The organism is Shewanella sp. KT0246, from assembly GCF_019654955.1.
Lineage (GTDB): Bacteria > Pseudomonadota > Gammaproteobacteria > Enterobacterales > Shewanellaceae > Shewanella > Shewanella goraebulensis.
In genome coordinates, this window is record NZ_BPEV01000030.1 from 1 (window position 1) to 14,925 (window position 14,925).

Genomic DNA, 14,925 nt, shown 5'->3' on the forward strand with positions numbered 1-14,925 from the left:
AATAGATAATACTTGAGAAAAAGAAGATCTAGCCCCTTCTGTTTGCCCAATGTTAGCTAAAAAAATCCCTAGCTTTATGAGTGTATTTTCATCCGTTGGGTATTTATCTAGGTAATTTAAGTATTTATCTAAAGCCTGCTGGTTTTCCCCTTTTAAAGATAAAATATGTGCGTGTTGAGGTTGATATTCATCACTGTATTTTACTAATTCATTAAGGGTTTTTTCTGCTAAATCTAGATTGTGTAGTTTAAATGCTATAAGTAAAATCTGTTTATGTTCCACTTCAGAACGGTTGCTTTCTTCAATACTTAATATCGAATTTAAAGCAGATTCAAACTCGTTTTTTAAAAAAAAAGTAAAATATTGGGTTAAGTGAAACAATCGTGAAGCATATTGATCAACACTTATTAATGGACGTAAATTAGTGGCAAGTAATTTTAGCCCGGCAATGTTTTTGCTTTGCTTTAAATCTATAATTTTTGCGAGTGTGTTTGTTAGAACTTGGTTTTTTTTCTTCATTGAAAAATATGGATGAGCGCGACTTTCAAGTTGTACTTTATAGGAGTTTTGCAATTTAATGATTACTTCATTATCTCTTTGAGGTAAATTTGAAGCTATTTGCTTTCCTGCATTGTTTATCCATAAGTAAACTCTGCCTGGTTGATTAAAGTAGAACCAAGTTGTGCTTAATAAAACAAATGAAGGGCGTTCTTTTAACTCTTCTTTTCTAACAGTAACTAATTCTAAGGACTGTTGAACTAACTCATTTAACTCTTTTGACATGATTTCAAATGCTTGATAATACTTATTAGTCATTGAATTCATTTGTTCTTCTGACCAGTCGTTTGTTTCTTTTGTGGTTAAAAACTGCGAGAACTCAAAATAACCATAAATTTTGATGAGTTTACTGAAAGAGGAATGTTGGTTATTTATTTTAGATTCGATTCTTTCAATGCCTGCAATTTTTTGTTGGTATTCGTCACTCTTAACTGAATATTTTTTGGCCGTTGAAATAAGTGAAAGCGCTTCTTTTGATAATGTGTGAATTTTATTAAGAGAACGTTTAGCTGCGCGTAGCTCTTTTTCTAGTGAATAGAAAAATTGACTTTCCTTCTGGCGCTTTTGTGGTAAGTTTTCGATGAACTGCTTAATTGTACAAGAAACGGGTTCAATTTTAATGTTTTTTACGTCAATATGTTGAATACCATCAATTTTTGCTGCATTAATGGACAAGTTTATTATGTTGGTTTTTGGGTATGCTGTAGCCTCTTGCTGTAAAGCATTTGCTGCATGGAACAAGGACATGGGGGTTTCTGCTAAATTCCCTGCATAAGTTTCAACCCATTGATTGATTCTACTATTATCACTTCCAGATGCTGCTTCAACACTTCCTTTAGTATGAGTAAGCCCTGTGCTTGAATGACAAAAATCTACCCCAGTTAAAAGAATTTGAGAAAACCCCATTTCAATGGCAATTCTAATTGAGCTGTTTGTAACAGTTGGGCCAACTGTGGGGATGTTATTACTATCAATCCAAGGTAATTGTTCCCCAAGAAAAACAGATCGTCCTTGCCATTGGGCTAAAATTCTATGGCAAATATGATGGGAGTTTACGAGCAAACTTTCATGGGCTAGACCCATCATTTCTCTATTAACTTCGAAACTATGCTCTTGTGGATCAATTGACACAATAATGTGTGCAGGTATACCAAGTAGTGACAGCTTAGAAGCACACCTTGATACGGTAATAATGAATAATTTATCGTAGTTTAGTTTGAGCCAATCAAGTTGTTCATCAAGTGAAGGGCCTCCTCCGACGATAACGCATGTTTTACCGCTAAAAGTATTTTTTAAGATTGTTGCAGGTTGTTGATTTTCACTAGCATTGAGTAATTGTTCTGCAAAAAATAATTTCTGATTTAAATTTGCTTTTAAAGATGAGCTTTTCTGTGACAGCAATTTACAAATATTGTTGTAGCAAACAGAGTAATCTTCAATGACGCCTGATGACGCTGATAATGAAAGGGTTACTTTTACCTGGTTTTTAACTAAAAACAAGTTGTGATGGCTAGATTGAATAATTTTAGAAAACTCATCGAAGCTCATGACATCAAGGTATTCCTTCTGTTTTTCAGGAAGATCAATATTTAACATTGTCATAACTTCAGGGAGCTCAACGAATAAATATTTGCTCCCTTCGGTTTTAGGTGCTTCTATAATGTAGTTAACCAGTAAACCGGAGTCTAAGCCTACAATTATATGAAGAGTGTCTTCTGTAAAAATATCCTGTTTAAATTTTTGCTTAAAAACAGTTGTAGAGTCGACTTTTTCGAAGGTATTCCTGTTGATACTAGGTAGGTAATATTCATTAAATTGACTGATAGCAAATTGATTTTTTATTACTGAGTTTGATGCTGTCATTGTATTAAAACCTTTGTATATAGGGTCAATATCTCGAATGCTCTTAATGTTGAGCCGATTCCAGGATGTTGTAACTTTATATAGAACTATTTGGGCTTAAATCTTAATCACAATATCTTGAATTTGGATATTGCCAGAGCTGTTAACTCCTTCAAGAATAGCAGTGGCGCTTTCTTCTGATACTTGCTCAATGGTCACTGTCGCTCGATTCTTGGTGGCTACAGCGCGCATTAAATTCACTCTATCAGGAATATTTTGTTGTAACACAATTTGGAAGTTATCACCCATCTTGACGTTATTTTTGCGGCCTAAGTTAATAATGATTCTGTTGCCTTGTTTCGCCACAATTTGACCCAGTAAAGGACGGCAATTGAGCAAGTTATCAATGTCTTGGGTACTTTGTTGTAGTAATTGGTTCATTGCTTGCCCGTATTCAGAACCCCAGAAACGTTGGGTTGAAGGTGACACTGTTTCATCTCGGTCAAACTCCCAAACTGCCATTGTTGAGTAGTCTTTACTCCAGACTTTTTCACCGCTAATGCCATGGAATAAAGTAAAGCGCAAGTTGATTTGTCGCTCCGGATAATCGTTCCATAGACCGAATATTGAACTTTGATAAGGCTCGGTGGAAATATCTAATACTTCAGGTTGCAATATATATTGGCTATCTGTGATTTCACCTAACCAGCTAGGGATTCTATTGCCTTTGAAGTTAATTAACTCGTTTGTATGGTCGAGTTTTTCTTCTGCATGCATGTGAGCAAAACTATAGTTTGATAGTCCATTAATGACTGAACCGTATTGTTGAGATAGCGCTTGTTCAAACTTGGCGAGTTGTCCATAGCGCAACTGTGAGCGGTCGCGCATGGTTGCTTGCGGGATCATTATCGCTGCTTTGAGTTGTTGGCTATGACATTGTTGAACCACTTTTTGTGATTGTAGGTTAAGCCTTAGTAAAACGGTGATATCGGCTTTGGTAACAATTTCAGATAACAGTTCTATATTGTTGGCTTCGCCCATTCGTTGAATGTGAAACGCATCTTGAGTGAGGTTACCTTGGTTGATTGTTTGCTGGCTATTAAAGTTAACCCCAGCTTTTAAACTAGCATAGTTAAGTGCCTGGTTGATTGCAGCCTCACGGGCTTTATCGATATTCCCGTCGATGATTTTTGCTTGGCCTGATACTTCGACTTGTTGCGCAAAAGCTAAGCTGCTAGCAGTACTTGAAAGCATTGCTAACAAGAAAAAAACGAATAATTTTAGGCTTAAATTTGGCATGTTCATTTTCACTTTTGACAAATCAGTACGATTGCAGTGCCAACTAAATGACTTTTGAGCACTGTTTTTATTAATGTCTGAAATAAAGCAAAAACTGTGCCTGTTATAACTAAAGTCTTTTTGTCAGCTCTGATTAATTTATCGCTCATTCTTAGTAAAGTTTTTGAATTATCCGCCGATAGAGTTGCATGGAATGTGATTTTGATTACTTGGTATTAATTCACTAATGATCTTATCGATGAATTTGAAAACTGACTTCATTCAAATATAACTGATTTAAGGGAAGGCTATGCGATCACTGATATTAATCCCCATTGCTTTAATGGTGGTTGCTTGTGCTAATAAAGAGCCTGCAGCTCCTGATGAGTTGACTTATGCTGTGCAGCCTACAGATACTAACTATTGGTTTGCATCTGAGCCACAAGCTGAATCAAAACAAGCGCTTTACTATGATATCGAAAAAGTTGGCCTAGCACCTAAATCTCACATTAATATTCTTGCTGAAAAAATAGTCAATGAGCTGGTTTTGCAAAATGACAGTTTACGAACAGATCAGCCTTTGCTGGTAACAACACCTGTGAAGGTGGGCCAGTTTAGTCAAACCGATGCATTAGGGTTGCAGCTTCAACAAGGTCTTGTCGCTGCATTTCATGCTCATGAGTTTAACCTCGTCGATATGAACGTTGCTAATGCCATAAGGGCAACTGAACAAGGTGAATTTATCCTGAGCCGTGACTGGAAATTATTACCTTCTGATTTACCGGTTTCTCATGTAGTGGTGTCGACAATGGATACAACTACTCAGGGATTAGTGTTGAACGCTAGGATTGTTAATGTGACCAACAACCGTGTTGTATCAGCAGTTCAGACTTTCGTGCATTTAGCGAGCTTACCGGGATTCTTATCGCCATCAAATAAGGTGACTTCACAAGATGGTCTGTTATTTCGTAATGAGCAATCGGGATTAGGGAAGGTTGCAGTATTAGGTGAACAATTATGAAAAAATTACTACTTATGCTGATGTCGGTGGCAGCATTATCTTTAGGCGGGTGTGCGAGTAATGATAAGTATGTGCAGTGGGAAACAGAAGCGCCTGAGCAGTTTCCGACATTAACAGCTATTGGTTATGCGCCTTTAAAAACGCAACCGGCAAAAGATCAATCACATAAAGTGTTAATGGCGATGCAGGCCTCTAAAATAGCAGCCTATCGCGAATTGGCCGAGCAAGTTTACGGCCAACAAATAGATGCCAATAGCCAAATGAGTGATTGGCTATTAAATAGCGAAACTGTGTCTGCTAATGTATCTGGCATGATTAAAGGCGCTAAGGTGATAAAAAGTTATCCAGCAGGCGATATGTACGTAACTGAGCTGGAGTTAGACTACGCTCAAGTATGGGAGCTTTATCAGCAAGCTAATCGACCAAGAAAGATCAAAGAAGTGACATACTTTTAGTTTTATTAATACGTTATTAGTTAGACCGTATCTTGATGGGTTCAAATTGATAATAAAGCCGCTGATTAGCGGCTTTTTTGTGTCTAAAACTGCAATGTAACAAGGCGCTTGTTTGTAAGGCTATCAATAGAGTTACTCTTAAAAGCTAGACTAAGTTTTCGATTTAAACCTTCGATTTAAACCTAGGGTTACACCTGAATTTGTACCTAAGCTTTTAGGTTTGACCCTAATGAAGAGATGGTTGAAGTATGACCTTTGTCATTATAAGTCAGGCTGGTAGCATTACGGCTCATTTGCATTGCTTGTGAGAAACGATTCAGGCTGGCAATATTTAGTTCGATAAGGCTGGCATTCTGATTATTAATGTCTTTGCATTGTTCTAAAATGGCCTTAGCTTCCTCTACCTTTTGAACTAACTCGGCATTTGTATTGAGCAGCTCTTTATCTGGATGGTTAGCCAGTTTCTGGTCATTTTGTTGTAAATTATTAAGGCAAGTGACTTTTTCTCGAGCCAAGGCTAACAGGGTATCAGCGTCTTGGTCCGTTAATGCTTGTTTTTCTGCAGATACAAGTTTTTTCAGCGACGACAAGGTGCCGTGCTGAAAAGATAACAGCTGTAGTAATTCGTTCATAAGTTACTCTTTATAAAATCCACGTTACTGATGTAACGCTTGATTAGCCAAGAGTCATTATGAAACTACTCTTGGTCGAAATTTAGTCCGCTCATGTCAGCTTCAAAACTTGCAATGTTAGCAGCGAGCTTTTCTGGGTCAACTTTATATCGACCTTCTGAAATCGCTGTTTTAATTGCATCAACTTTGCTTTGATCAATTTCTGGTAACGATGCCATTTTGCTTTGAGCTCCTTGCAGCTGTTGGGCTTGCGAGGTGATGCTGACCGAATCAGTTTTCACATCTGCTTTATTACTGCTTGGTGTTTCTGCAGTATTAGTCGCAGCACTTGAGTTACGATTGGTGCGTAACTGAGTGTGTGAAGCTGTTTTTAGATTGTTAATATCAATTGCCATGTAAGGCTCCAGCGTAATTTATGGTATTCCTAACAGGGTATCGGCCTTGATGGAAATAACTTTAGGATTATTTTACATCCTAACTTCAACTTCTCCAACACCTGTGACAATAACATCTAGTCTTCTGTTTGAGTTAGAGTTTTTGACTCTAATAGTATCTCCCAGGTTACCATCTCGCAACGCTTCTCCAGCTGTTTTGATTTCAAAGCTACTTGTTTTTGCGTATATCGATACCGAATCACCTTTACAGACAAAACATAGGTTATTATTAAGTAATGGTGCTTTTGCTGCTACTCGCCTTTTTGAGCGCGTGCCAATAATGTCTGATATACCAGAGAAAAATTGACCACGAATGCTGTGTTGGTCTACAAAGTTGATTTCAATGGTGTCGTCAGTGATGAGTTCGCCTTTTTCGATAATACCTTTAGCGGTTACAACCGGGTAGAGTACCTCAACTTTTACTGATAAATACATTTGCCAAGGGTAATCGTACTCAGGACTTATACAGCTTATTTTGACAGTATTAGTGCGGTTAATAGGTCGGTCACTGGCCATTTCTACCTGAATGGGTGGATAACATGAAGGGGGGGTAAGCCTTCCTTCTAATCGTTGCGGCAAAATGTTTATTTTTGCATTGCTATTAAATGAAGGTGAGTCGGCAATTTTTTTTGCAACAGTCTCTTTAGCTAACGCAGTAATGGTCGATAAAGAATAGGTGATAGTACTGTCTTCACTGGCTAAAGCCGGAAAAGCAGAGCACATTAAGATAAGTAACAAAAGAATGTTTTTCTTCATATTTTGTTTCTAGCGAGTATTGCCAGAATACCTCTATACTTCATGTTAGCGGTTTAAATACATTGATTTAAACAAGATTCTTTTAAGCTGAACTATTCACTGAAGAATAATTGAACCAGAAGTCAGAAGTTTGACTTTTCAGCTGAAAATATTGGTTTATATGGTAATTGATTAATTTAAAGCAATAAGTATGCCTATTACATTAAAGCTATTAATATAGCGAATAAATCACATCAAGCGTGTGTTACAATTTGATGGTAGTAGGATTAGTGTCGCTTTAAATCATAAGAAAATGCCCGAAGGGGCTGTATTAATTAAGGCAGGGTTATGTCGAGTATTCTTGAATCAGTCAATAAACGTACCCAACTTGTTGGTCAAAACAGACTCGAGTTGTTGCTTTTTAAATTGAATGGCCGTCAACGTTTTGGTATTAACGTTTTTAAAGTAAAAGAAGTCTTACAGTGTCCGCCATTAACCACTTTACCGCGCCTAAGCCCTATGATTAAAGGCATTGCACATATCCGCGGCTCGACTATTTCTGTGATTGATTTAAGTGCTGCAACGGGTGGCCGCCCATTAACTTCAACTGAAAACTGTTTCATCATTATTGCTGAGTATAACCGCAGTATTCAAGGTTTCTTAGTCAGTTCTGTTGAGCGCATTATCAATATGAATTGGGAATCTATTATGCCGCCTCCACAAGGTGCCGGTCGTAACTCATATTTGACGGCGGTGACAGAAATTGAAGGTGAATTGGTAGAGATTTTGGATGTTGAAAAAATCTTAGATGAAATATCACCAGTTAAAACTGAAATCAGTAAAGAAGCAGATGAAGCGCTAACCATTGATCGCGAACAGCATTATCACATTATGGTCATTGATGATTCAGCGGTAGCGAGAAAACAAATTATACGTTCACTTGAGTCGTTGAATTTGCAAATCGATACTGCGATTGATGGTAAAGATGCCCTTGAAAAACTCAAAGCCATTGCAACTGAAATGGATAATGTTGCTGACGAGATCCCATTAATTATTTCAGATATTGAAATGCCAGAAATGGATGGTTATACCTTGACCGCAGAAATACGTGATGATCCTAAGCTTAAAGACATAAAAGTGGTATTGCACACCTCTTTAAGTGGGGTTTTCAACCAAGCTATGGTCGAGAAAGTTGGGGCTAATGATTTTATCGCAAAATTTAACCCTGATGAATTAGCATCTGCTGTGAATAAACACTTAATTTTATAAGCATTGTGGCAATAGTCTGTCTATTATTATATGCAAAGACAGTATATACAAAGGCAGACTTAGGTTTATTATGCCTTTTCTGAAGATTAAACAAGTTTGATAGTTAAGTGACCGGTTCACACTGAGATGGCCACAAGGGCAATCTCTTTATAATAGGGTGTAAATGTGACTAATAAATCACTCGCTGAAGCAGAATATAATCAGTTTAAGCTCTTTTTAGAGCAGCACAGCGGCATTGTATTAGGTGATAATAAACAATATTTAGTAAGAAGTCGTTTAGCACCTTTAATGGGGAAGTATGATCTTCCTTCATTATCTGAAGTGGTTAAACGTTCGATGAAGCCCACAGAAAGACAATTAAGAGCAGAAGTTATCGATGCGATGACCACGAATGAGACATTGTGGTTTAGAGATAAATACCCGTTTGAATTACTGCACAATACTTTATTGCCAGAATATAGTCGTCTAGGCCGACCGTTAAAAATATGGTCAGCGGCGTGTTCATCAGGGCAAGAACCCTATTCTTTAGCAATGACTATTCTTGAATATCAGCAACGTAAGCCTGGCGCTTTGCCTAGCAGTGCAACGATACAAGCTACCGATTTATCGCCGTCTATGCTTGAGCGCTGTAAAAATGCGGAATATGACAGTTTGGCATTAGCCCGTGGTTTATCCCCTGAGCGTAAAAGGCAATTTTTTGATCCATTGCCTTCTGGCAATATGAAGATTAAAGATAATGTTAAGCGTTTAGTGAATTTTAGAGCGCATAATTTGCTAGAAAGTTATAGCTTACTTGGCAAATACGACATTATTTTCTGCCGTAATGTACTGATTTATTTTGCCCCTGAGGCAAAAGCTAAAATACTGCGGCAATTTGCTGCCGCTCTAAACCCTAACGGCATATTATTTTTAGGAGCGTCAGAATCTATTTCAGGGTTAACCGATGAGTTCAATATGGTTCGATGTAATCCAGGTATTTACTACCAAAAGAAAACTTAGTTTCAACGCTTTGTAATTAAAGAGTTTTTATATATTTTAATGCCAGCATTCGCTGGCATTTTGTTTTTTATCCTTTCCTAGGTTATTTCTACATTTTTTTGGCACAGCCTTTGCTTTATTCATCTCAGTTAGCTGATGGAGGCAATTTTATGGCGATTAATTTTGAAAATGGTTTGGGGATACATCAATACTCATTGGGCATACGCGCTCAAAGGGCTGAAGTGCTATCAAGCAATATCGCCAATTCAAATACGCCAGGCTATAAGGCCCGTGATGTCGACTTTGCATCTGCAATGAACAGTGCTCGTTCACATCAGCAAGGGCTACAGATGAGTCAAACAACTGACAAACATTTCGATTTAAAGGCCCTTAGCCAAGAACATGTTCAGTTCCGCGTTCCTAATCAACCTGATACAGGTGATGGCAATACCGTTGACTCCCAGCAAGAACAAGCAGCGTTTATGCAAAACTCATTAGAGTATCAAATGTCACTAGGATTTCTGGAAAGTAAATTTTCTGGCATGCGTAAAGCGATTAGAGGGGATTAATTATGAGTCTTTTTAATATATTTAATGTGTCAGGTTCTGGTATGTCAGCGCAATCGGTACGACTTAATACCACTGCCAGTAACATTGCTAATGCTGATTCTGTCTCAAGTAGCGTTGAGCAAACTTATAAGTCTCGCCATCCGATTTTTGAAGCTGAAATGGCTAAAGCAACCAGTCAACAGAATAGTTCTCACAGTGTCAGCGTTAAAGGCATTGTTGAAAGTGATAAACCGTTGTTAAAGGAGTTTTCTCCTGATCACCCAATGGCTGATGGTGACGGATTTATTTATAAACCGAATGTGAATGTGATGGAAGAAATGGCAGATATGATTTCTGCTTCTCGGTCATATCAAATGAATGTCCAAGTGGCTGATGCGGCAAAATCGATGCTGCAACAAACGCTTCGTATGGGTAAGTAATATGAATTTTGTTGGAGGTAACAAATGAGCCTCGTTAATCCTTACAGTAGTCAAAGTTTGCCGCAAACCCAGTCAGCGAGTTCTACTGGTATAGCTTCTAACACCACGCAAACTGAAACGAGTAGTAATGCTTATTTAGACAGTGTTCAGCATGCTGAAGCAGCTGAAACACCTGAACCTAATAGTCAGGAACTGACTCAATCAGATTTCTTTGCATTATTGAGTCAGCAGTTGTCTATGCAGGACCCATTTAAACCAGTAGAAAATGATCAAATGATTTCTCAAATGGCATCCTTCTCGACGGTAGATGGTATTGCCAAGCTAAATGAAGAGATTCTAAACCTCAATACCTTAACCAGCTCTAGCCAAGCACTGCAGGCATCTGGCCTTGTTGGACAGAAAGTACTTATTCCGTCTGATACAGGCCATATTGGCACTGATAGCTCTGAAGTCAAAGGGGTGATCAGTACGCCAACTCCGATTGATAGGATTACTGTCAATATCGAAGATGAAACGGGTCAAGTCATTAGAACATTTGAAGTTGATGGATCTGCGGGCGGGAACATCGATGTGACATGGGACGGTCTTGATAAGAATGGTGAGCCCGTTGCTGAAGGAAACTATGCCATCAAAGCGAACGGTAAAATTGATGGCACATCAGAAGATTTAGCGGTATCGACTTACGCTCACGTTTCCAGTGTTTCATTAGGTGATGTAACAACTGGTGCAATATTAAATCTTCGTGGTATTGGCGGTATTCAATTATCAGACGTACTTGCAGTAGCTGAAAGTTAATTTAAGGCAAGTTAGATAATGGCAAGCTTAAAAACTAAATTGCGATAGTTGTCAGAATACTGTCGATTAAAAACAAATAGAATTAGTAAGAGAAGGGGTAAATTATGTCGTTTAACATTGCTTTGAGTGGTATTTCCGCTGCTCAAAAAGATCTCAATACCACAGCAAATAACATTGCCAACGTTAACACTATCGGCTTTAAAGAGTCGCGTGCAGAATTTGCTGATGTTTATGCTAATTCTATCTTTTCTAACAGTAAAACAGCAGTGGGTGGTGGTGCAACAACGACTCAAGTTGCTCAGCAGTTCCAGCAAGGTAGTTTACAGTTCACCAGTAACTCACTTGATATGGCAATCAGTGGCGGTGGTTTTTTTGTCACAGCTTCTGAAGTGGGCACACAGGATCATTCATTTACCCGTGCTGGCGCTTTCAAAGTTAACTCTGAAAGCTTTATGACGGATTCTGCAGGTAATTATCTTCAAGGTTTCCCTGTGGATGCTGACGGCAACTCAACCTCGGTGAGTTTATCGAGTACGGTACCGATTAAAATCCCTGATACCGCAGGTAGCCCAGTTCAAACCAGTAATGTTGGCTTGCAAATGAATTTAAATGTGGGTGAGTCAACATTAGATCCTGCTAACTTCGACCCGAATGATCCAGACACGTTTAATAATTCAACTTCTGTAACGATATATGATTCGTTAGGTGAGTCTCATATCATGACGACTTATTTTGTTAAGCCGACTGATGGGGCTTACACCGGCGAAAGTAACTGGGTTGCTTTTTACGCGGTTGATGGCAAGCAAGTGGACATAGACCAAGCCAATGGTGGTTCATATGGCGTTGATACAACTGGTGATGGCATTGCTGATGGTACAGCATTAGCAGAGAACGCTTCAGGTTGGAAAGGCTCAGTATTAAAGTTCAATGATGCTGGTGCTTATACTGGATCTGACCCTACCACAGTTGAAACGGTAGAGCTGGGTGTAAACGGCGCCAATGTTTTAGGTCCTGGCGCTGATGGGACCCAGAAAATCACACTTGGATTTAATAACCCAACGCAATACGCATCACCATTTGAAGTGACTGAGTTAACCCAAGATGGTACTACTGTAGGTCGCTTAACTAATGTTGGGATCGGTGAAGATGGATTAGTAACAGCAAGTTACAGTAATGGTACAACAGAGCCGTTAGCACGAGTTGCTTTGGTTCGTTTTGCTAATGAACAAGGTTTAACTCAAGTAGGTAATACATCTTGGAAGGCGAGCTTAGATTCTGGCGCCGCACTAGCGGGTGAAGCGAATAGCGGTACATTTGGCGGCATTCGGTCTTCAGCACTTGAGCAGTCTAATGTTGATCTGACAACGGAGTTGGTTGATTTAATTTCTGCTCAACGTAACTTCCAAGCTAACTCGCGTACGCTTGAAGTGAATAACACCTTGAACCAATCAATTCTTCAAATCCGCTAAATCGTAAGAATCAACGATTTTAGCTAGTCAAAGAGTTGCCACTATGGCAACTCTTTGCCATTTTATTGTTCTTTCCTCCTTTCATTTCTATCACTTTATACTTCATTTCTTTTTAAATTCATTTTGTTAGCCTTTATTGATGCTCCTTTTGTGTTTTGGCACATTGATTGCTAGTTCTGTGTATATCTTTTGTTATGTAAAAAGTTTGACGGAGCAGCAAATGGACAAACTACTTTATGTTGCCATGAGTGGAGCAAAGCAAAATATGAATGCTTTGGCTGTTCGTGCCAATAATTTAGCTAATGCCAATACTGATGGTTTTAAAGCTGATCTAGCTCAAGCTCGCTCCATGCAAGCGTTTGGCGAAGGTTTACCAACGCGTGTGTTTGCTATGACTGAAAGTCCTGGGCATAACTTTAACTCTGGCCCAATTAAAACAACTGGTCGTGATTTAGATATTGCGATTAAAGATCAAGGTTGGATTGCGGTGCAAAGTAAAGAAGGCGGTGAAGCTTATACCCGTTCAGGAAGTCTAAGTTTTGACAGTACAGGGCTACTTACCAATGGCCGTGGTAATCCAGTGATGGGTGAAGCGGGACCAATTGTACTGCCGCTGCCTATCGATAAAGTTCAAATATCACCTGATGGCATTATTTCAGTAAGACCGCAGGGCGCAACTGCAGATGTGATTGAAGAAGTTGCACGAATTAAATTAGTTAATCCAGATAACGCTGAAATGATGCGTGGTGAAGATGGCTTATTCAGACTGACTTCGGGTTTAAATGCACCCAATGACCCTAATGTTACTGTCGAAAGTGGGGCGGTTGAGGGCAGCAATGTTAATGCTGTATCGGAAATGGTGGCGTTAATTGATATTCAACGTCAATACGAAATGCAAGTGAAGATGATGAAAAATGCCGAAGATCTTGATCGCGCCTCGTCATCTTTAATGAGAATTAGTTAGGAGTAATTATTATGCATCCCGCTTTATGGATAAGTAAAACTGGCCTAGACGCCCAACAAACCGATATTGCAGTTATTTCTAACAATGTGGCAAATGCGAGTACCGTTGGCTATAAAAAAAGCCGTGCGGTATTTGAAGATTTACTTTACCAAACGGTTAATCAAGCTGGTGGTATTAGTGCTGATAACACTAAATTGCCAAATGGCTTAAACATTGGTGCGGGTACCAAAGTGGTCGCGACTCAAAAGATGTTTACCCAAGGTAATATGCTCACCACTGATAACTCTTTGGATTTGATGATTGAAGGACCAGGTTTTTTTGAAGTTGAAATGCCTGATGGCACAGCAGCTTACACTCGTAATGGTCAGTTCAGCCTTGATGAAAATGGTCAAATAGTTACACCGGGTTCTGGTTATGTATTGCAGCCGTCAATCACTATTCCTGACGATGCCACATCGATTACTGTTTCAGCTGAAGGTGAAGTATCAGTAAAATTATCTGGCGCGACGGAAAGTACTGTTGTCGGTCAACTCTCGATGAGTGATTTTATTAATCCATCAGGGCTAGATCCATTGGGGCAAAACCTTTATACCGAAACGGGTGCAAGTGGAACACCAATCCAGGGTACTGCCTCACTAGATGGTTTAGGTGCTATTCGACAGGGTGCATTGGAAACGTCAAATGTAAATGTGACTGAAGAGTTAGTGAATCTTATTCAAAGTCAGCGAATTTACGAAATGAATTCTAAAGTGATTTCAGCTGTCGATCAGATGATGTCTTACGTGACACAAAACTTATAGCGTTTGATGATTAGGAGAAGGGATGATGAATAAATATCTAGTCTTAGCATCAGCAATTATATTGGCAGGTTGTAGCTCGACACAGCAAAAACCTATCCCTGATGATCCATTTTATGCACCAGTGTATCCAGAGGCGCCGCCGACAAAGATGGTGTCTACAGGGTCTATTTTTATTGATCATCAATCGTCGAGTTTATATTCGGATATTCGAGCCCATAAAGTTGGCGATATTATTACTGTGCTACTTAATGAGTCGACCCAAGCTAAAAAAAGCGCCAACAACGAAATTAAGAAAGACTCGAATTTAAGTGTAGATCCGATATATGCCGGTGGAGGCAATGTCACGATCAAAGGGGTACCTCTCGACTTACGTTACTCAGATGAAATGAATACCAAACGTGAGTCAGATGCCGATCAGTCAAACAGTTTAGATGGCAGTATCTCTGCCAATGTCATGCAAGTATTGAGTAACGGTAACTTAGTTATTCGTGGTGAAAAATGGATTTCGATTAACAATGGTGACGAGTTTATTCGTGTCACAGGTATGGTTCGTAGCCAGGATATCACCCCAGAAAATACAGTTGAGTCAACTCGAGTTGCTAATGCTCGGATTCAATACAGTGGCACAGGCACCTTTGCAGATGTCCAAAAAGTAGGGTGGTTAAGCTCATTCTTCATGGGCGAGTGGTGGCCTTTCTAAGGAGTAT

At 39.1% G+C, this 14,925-nt stretch carries 16 protein-coding genes; 11 read left to right on the top strand and 5 right to left on the bottom strand.

All coding sequences use genetic code 11. From position 1 onward, the window contains the following. Together K5Q58_RS14880 and K5Q58_RS14885 are read right to left on the bottom strand one after the other, a co-directional pair. Positions 1-2,421 (bottom strand): 6-hydroxymethylpterin diphosphokinase MptE-like protein (locus tag K5Q58_RS14880; RefSeq protein ID WP_220754704.1); only part of this gene is annotated, 2,421 nt, incomplete at its 3' end. Between the two features lie 96 nt (positions 2,422-2,517). Further along, the gene (locus tag K5Q58_RS14885) at positions 2,518-3,705 is read right to left on the bottom strand and encodes a flagellar assembly protein FlgT (protein WP_220754705.1); all 1,188 of its coding nucleotides are present in this window, start codon (positions 3,703-3,705) and stop codon (positions 2,518-2,520) included. A gap of 283 nt (positions 3,706-3,988) precedes the next feature. Between K5Q58_RS14885 and K5Q58_RS14890 the strand changes: the two genes are divergently transcribed. Both K5Q58_RS14890 and K5Q58_RS14895 read left to right on the top strand, forming a co-directional pair. Further along, positions 3,989-4,699 (top strand): FlgO family outer membrane protein, encoded by a 711-nt coding sequence (locus K5Q58_RS14890; RefSeq protein ID WP_220754706.1) that lies wholly within the window; start codon positions 3,989-3,991, stop codon positions 4,697-4,699. Continuing rightward, a complete protein-coding gene (locus tag K5Q58_RS14895; RefSeq protein ID WP_220754707.1) occupies positions 4,696-5,154 on the top strand; it encodes an LPP20 family lipoprotein in 459 nt (152 codons plus the stop codon). Before K5Q58_RS14890 ends, K5Q58_RS14895 begins: the two co-directional genes overlap by 4 nt. Positions 5,155-5,360: 206 nt before the next feature. Here the strand turns inward: K5Q58_RS14895 and K5Q58_RS14900 are convergent, their stop codons facing one another. The 3 genes from K5Q58_RS14900 to flgA form a co-directional block, all read right to left on the bottom strand. Further along, positions 5,361-5,786: a flagella synthesis protein FlgN gene (locus K5Q58_RS14900; protein ID WP_220754708.1), complete on the bottom strand. Its 426-nt coding sequence runs from the start codon at positions 5,784-5,786 to the stop codon at positions 5,361-5,363. Between the two features lie 65 nt (positions 5,787-5,851). Beyond that, a complete protein-coding gene (flgM, locus tag K5Q58_RS14905) occupies positions 5,852-6,181 on the bottom strand; it encodes a flagellar biosynthesis anti-sigma factor FlgM (protein WP_220754709.1) in 330 nt (109 codons plus the stop codon). 72 nt (positions 6,182-6,253) lie between these two features. Continuing rightward, entirely contained in the window at positions 6,254-6,976 is a 723-nt protein-coding gene (flgA, locus tag K5Q58_RS14910) for a flagellar basal body P-ring formation chaperone FlgA (RefSeq protein WP_220754710.1), read from the bottom strand. A 327-nt stretch (positions 6,977-7,303) separates the two neighbouring features. Here flgA and K5Q58_RS14915 point away from each other — a divergent pair, with 327 nt between their 5' ends. From K5Q58_RS14915 to flgH, 9 genes are all read left to right on the top strand, one after another. After that, complete coding sequence (locus tag K5Q58_RS14915) at positions 7,304-8,224, top strand: chemotaxis protein CheV (RefSeq protein ID WP_220754711.1); 921 nt, start codon at positions 7,304-7,306, stop codon at positions 8,222-8,224. Positions 8,225-8,389: 165 nt separating this feature from the next. Beyond that, complete coding sequence (locus tag K5Q58_RS14920) at positions 8,390-9,223, top strand: protein-glutamate O-methyltransferase CheR (protein ID WP_220754712.1); 834 nt, start codon at positions 8,390-8,392, stop codon at positions 9,221-9,223. Between the two features lie 149 nt (positions 9,224-9,372). Beyond that, a complete protein-coding gene (gene flgB, locus K5Q58_RS14925) occupies positions 9,373-9,771 on the top strand; it encodes a flagellar basal body rod protein FlgB (protein WP_102528991.1) in 399 nt (132 codons plus the stop codon). Between the two features lie 2 nt (positions 9,772-9,773). After that, positions 9,774-10,190, top strand: a complete 417-nt coding sequence (gene flgC, locus K5Q58_RS14930) for a flagellar basal body rod protein FlgC (RefSeq protein ID WP_220754713.1) — start codon at positions 9,774-9,776, stop codon at positions 10,188-10,190. A 24-nt stretch (positions 10,191-10,214) separates the two neighbouring features. Beyond that, positions 10,215-10,985, top strand: a complete 771-nt coding sequence (flgD, locus tag K5Q58_RS14935; RefSeq protein WP_220754714.1) for a flagellar hook assembly protein FlgD — start codon at positions 10,215-10,217, stop codon at positions 10,983-10,985. A 104-nt stretch (positions 10,986-11,089) separates the two neighbouring features. After that, positions 11,090-12,454, top strand: coding sequence for a flagellar hook protein FlgE (gene flgE, locus K5Q58_RS14940; protein ID WP_220754715.1), 1,365 nt, complete (start codon positions 11,090-11,092; stop codon positions 12,452-12,454). Between the two features lie 220 nt (positions 12,455-12,674). Then, a complete protein-coding gene (gene flgF, locus K5Q58_RS14945) occupies positions 12,675-13,418 on the top strand; it encodes a flagellar basal-body rod protein FlgF (protein ID WP_102528995.1) in 744 nt (247 codons plus the stop codon). 11 nt (positions 13,419-13,429) lie between these two features. Then, positions 13,430-14,218, top strand: coding sequence for a flagellar basal-body rod protein FlgG (gene flgG / locus K5Q58_RS14950; RefSeq protein WP_220754716.1), 789 nt, complete (start codon positions 13,430-13,432; stop codon positions 14,216-14,218). A 25-nt stretch (positions 14,219-14,243) separates the two neighbouring features. Next, positions 14,244-14,918 (top strand): flagellar basal body L-ring protein FlgH, encoded by a 675-nt coding sequence (gene flgH / locus K5Q58_RS14955; protein WP_220754750.1) that lies wholly within the window; start codon positions 14,244-14,246, stop codon positions 14,916-14,918. Positions 14,919-14,925: the final 7 nt, after the last annotated feature.

Coding starts and splice junctions, on each gene's coding strand:
- K5Q58_RS14885 (WP_220754705.1), bottom strand. CDS start 3,705: ATGAACATGCCAAATTTAAGCCTAAAATTATTCGTTTTTTTCTTGTTA.
- K5Q58_RS14890 (WP_220754706.1), top strand. CDS start 3,989: ATGCGATCACTGATATTAATCCCCATTGCTTTAATGGTGGTTGCTTGT.
- K5Q58_RS14895 (WP_220754707.1), top strand. CDS start 4,696: ATGAAAAAATTACTACTTATGCTGATGTCGGTGGCAGCATTATCTTTA.
- K5Q58_RS14900 (WP_220754708.1), bottom strand. CDS start 5,786: ATGAACGAATTACTACAGCTGTTATCTTTTCAGCACGGCACCTTGTCG.
- flgM (WP_220754709.1), bottom strand. CDS start 6,181: ATGGCAATTGATATTAACAATCTAAAAACAGCTTCACACACTCAGTTA.
- flgA (WP_220754710.1), bottom strand. CDS start 6,976: ATGAAGAAAAACATTCTTTTGTTACTTATCTTAATGTGCTCTGCTTTT.
- K5Q58_RS14915 (WP_220754711.1), top strand. CDS start 7,304: ATGTCGAGTATTCTTGAATCAGTCAATAAACGTACCCAACTTGTTGGT.
- flgB (WP_102528991.1), top strand. CDS start 9,373: ATGGCGATTAATTTTGAAAATGGTTTGGGGATACATCAATACTCATTG.
- flgC (WP_220754713.1), top strand. CDS start 9,774: ATGAGTCTTTTTAATATATTTAATGTGTCAGGTTCTGGTATGTCAGCG.
- flgD (WP_220754714.1), top strand. CDS start 10,215: ATGAGCCTCGTTAATCCTTACAGTAGTCAAAGTTTGCCGCAAACCCAG.
- flgE (WP_220754715.1), top strand. CDS start 11,090: ATGTCGTTTAACATTGCTTTGAGTGGTATTTCCGCTGCTCAAAAAGAT.
- flgF (WP_102528995.1), top strand. CDS start 12,675: ATGGACAAACTACTTTATGTTGCCATGAGTGGAGCAAAGCAAAATATG.
- flgG (WP_220754716.1), top strand. CDS start 13,430: ATGCATCCCGCTTTATGGATAAGTAAAACTGGCCTAGACGCCCAACAA.
- flgH (WP_220754750.1), top strand. CDS start 14,244: ATGAATAAATATCTAGTCTTAGCATCAGCAATTATATTGGCAGGTTGT.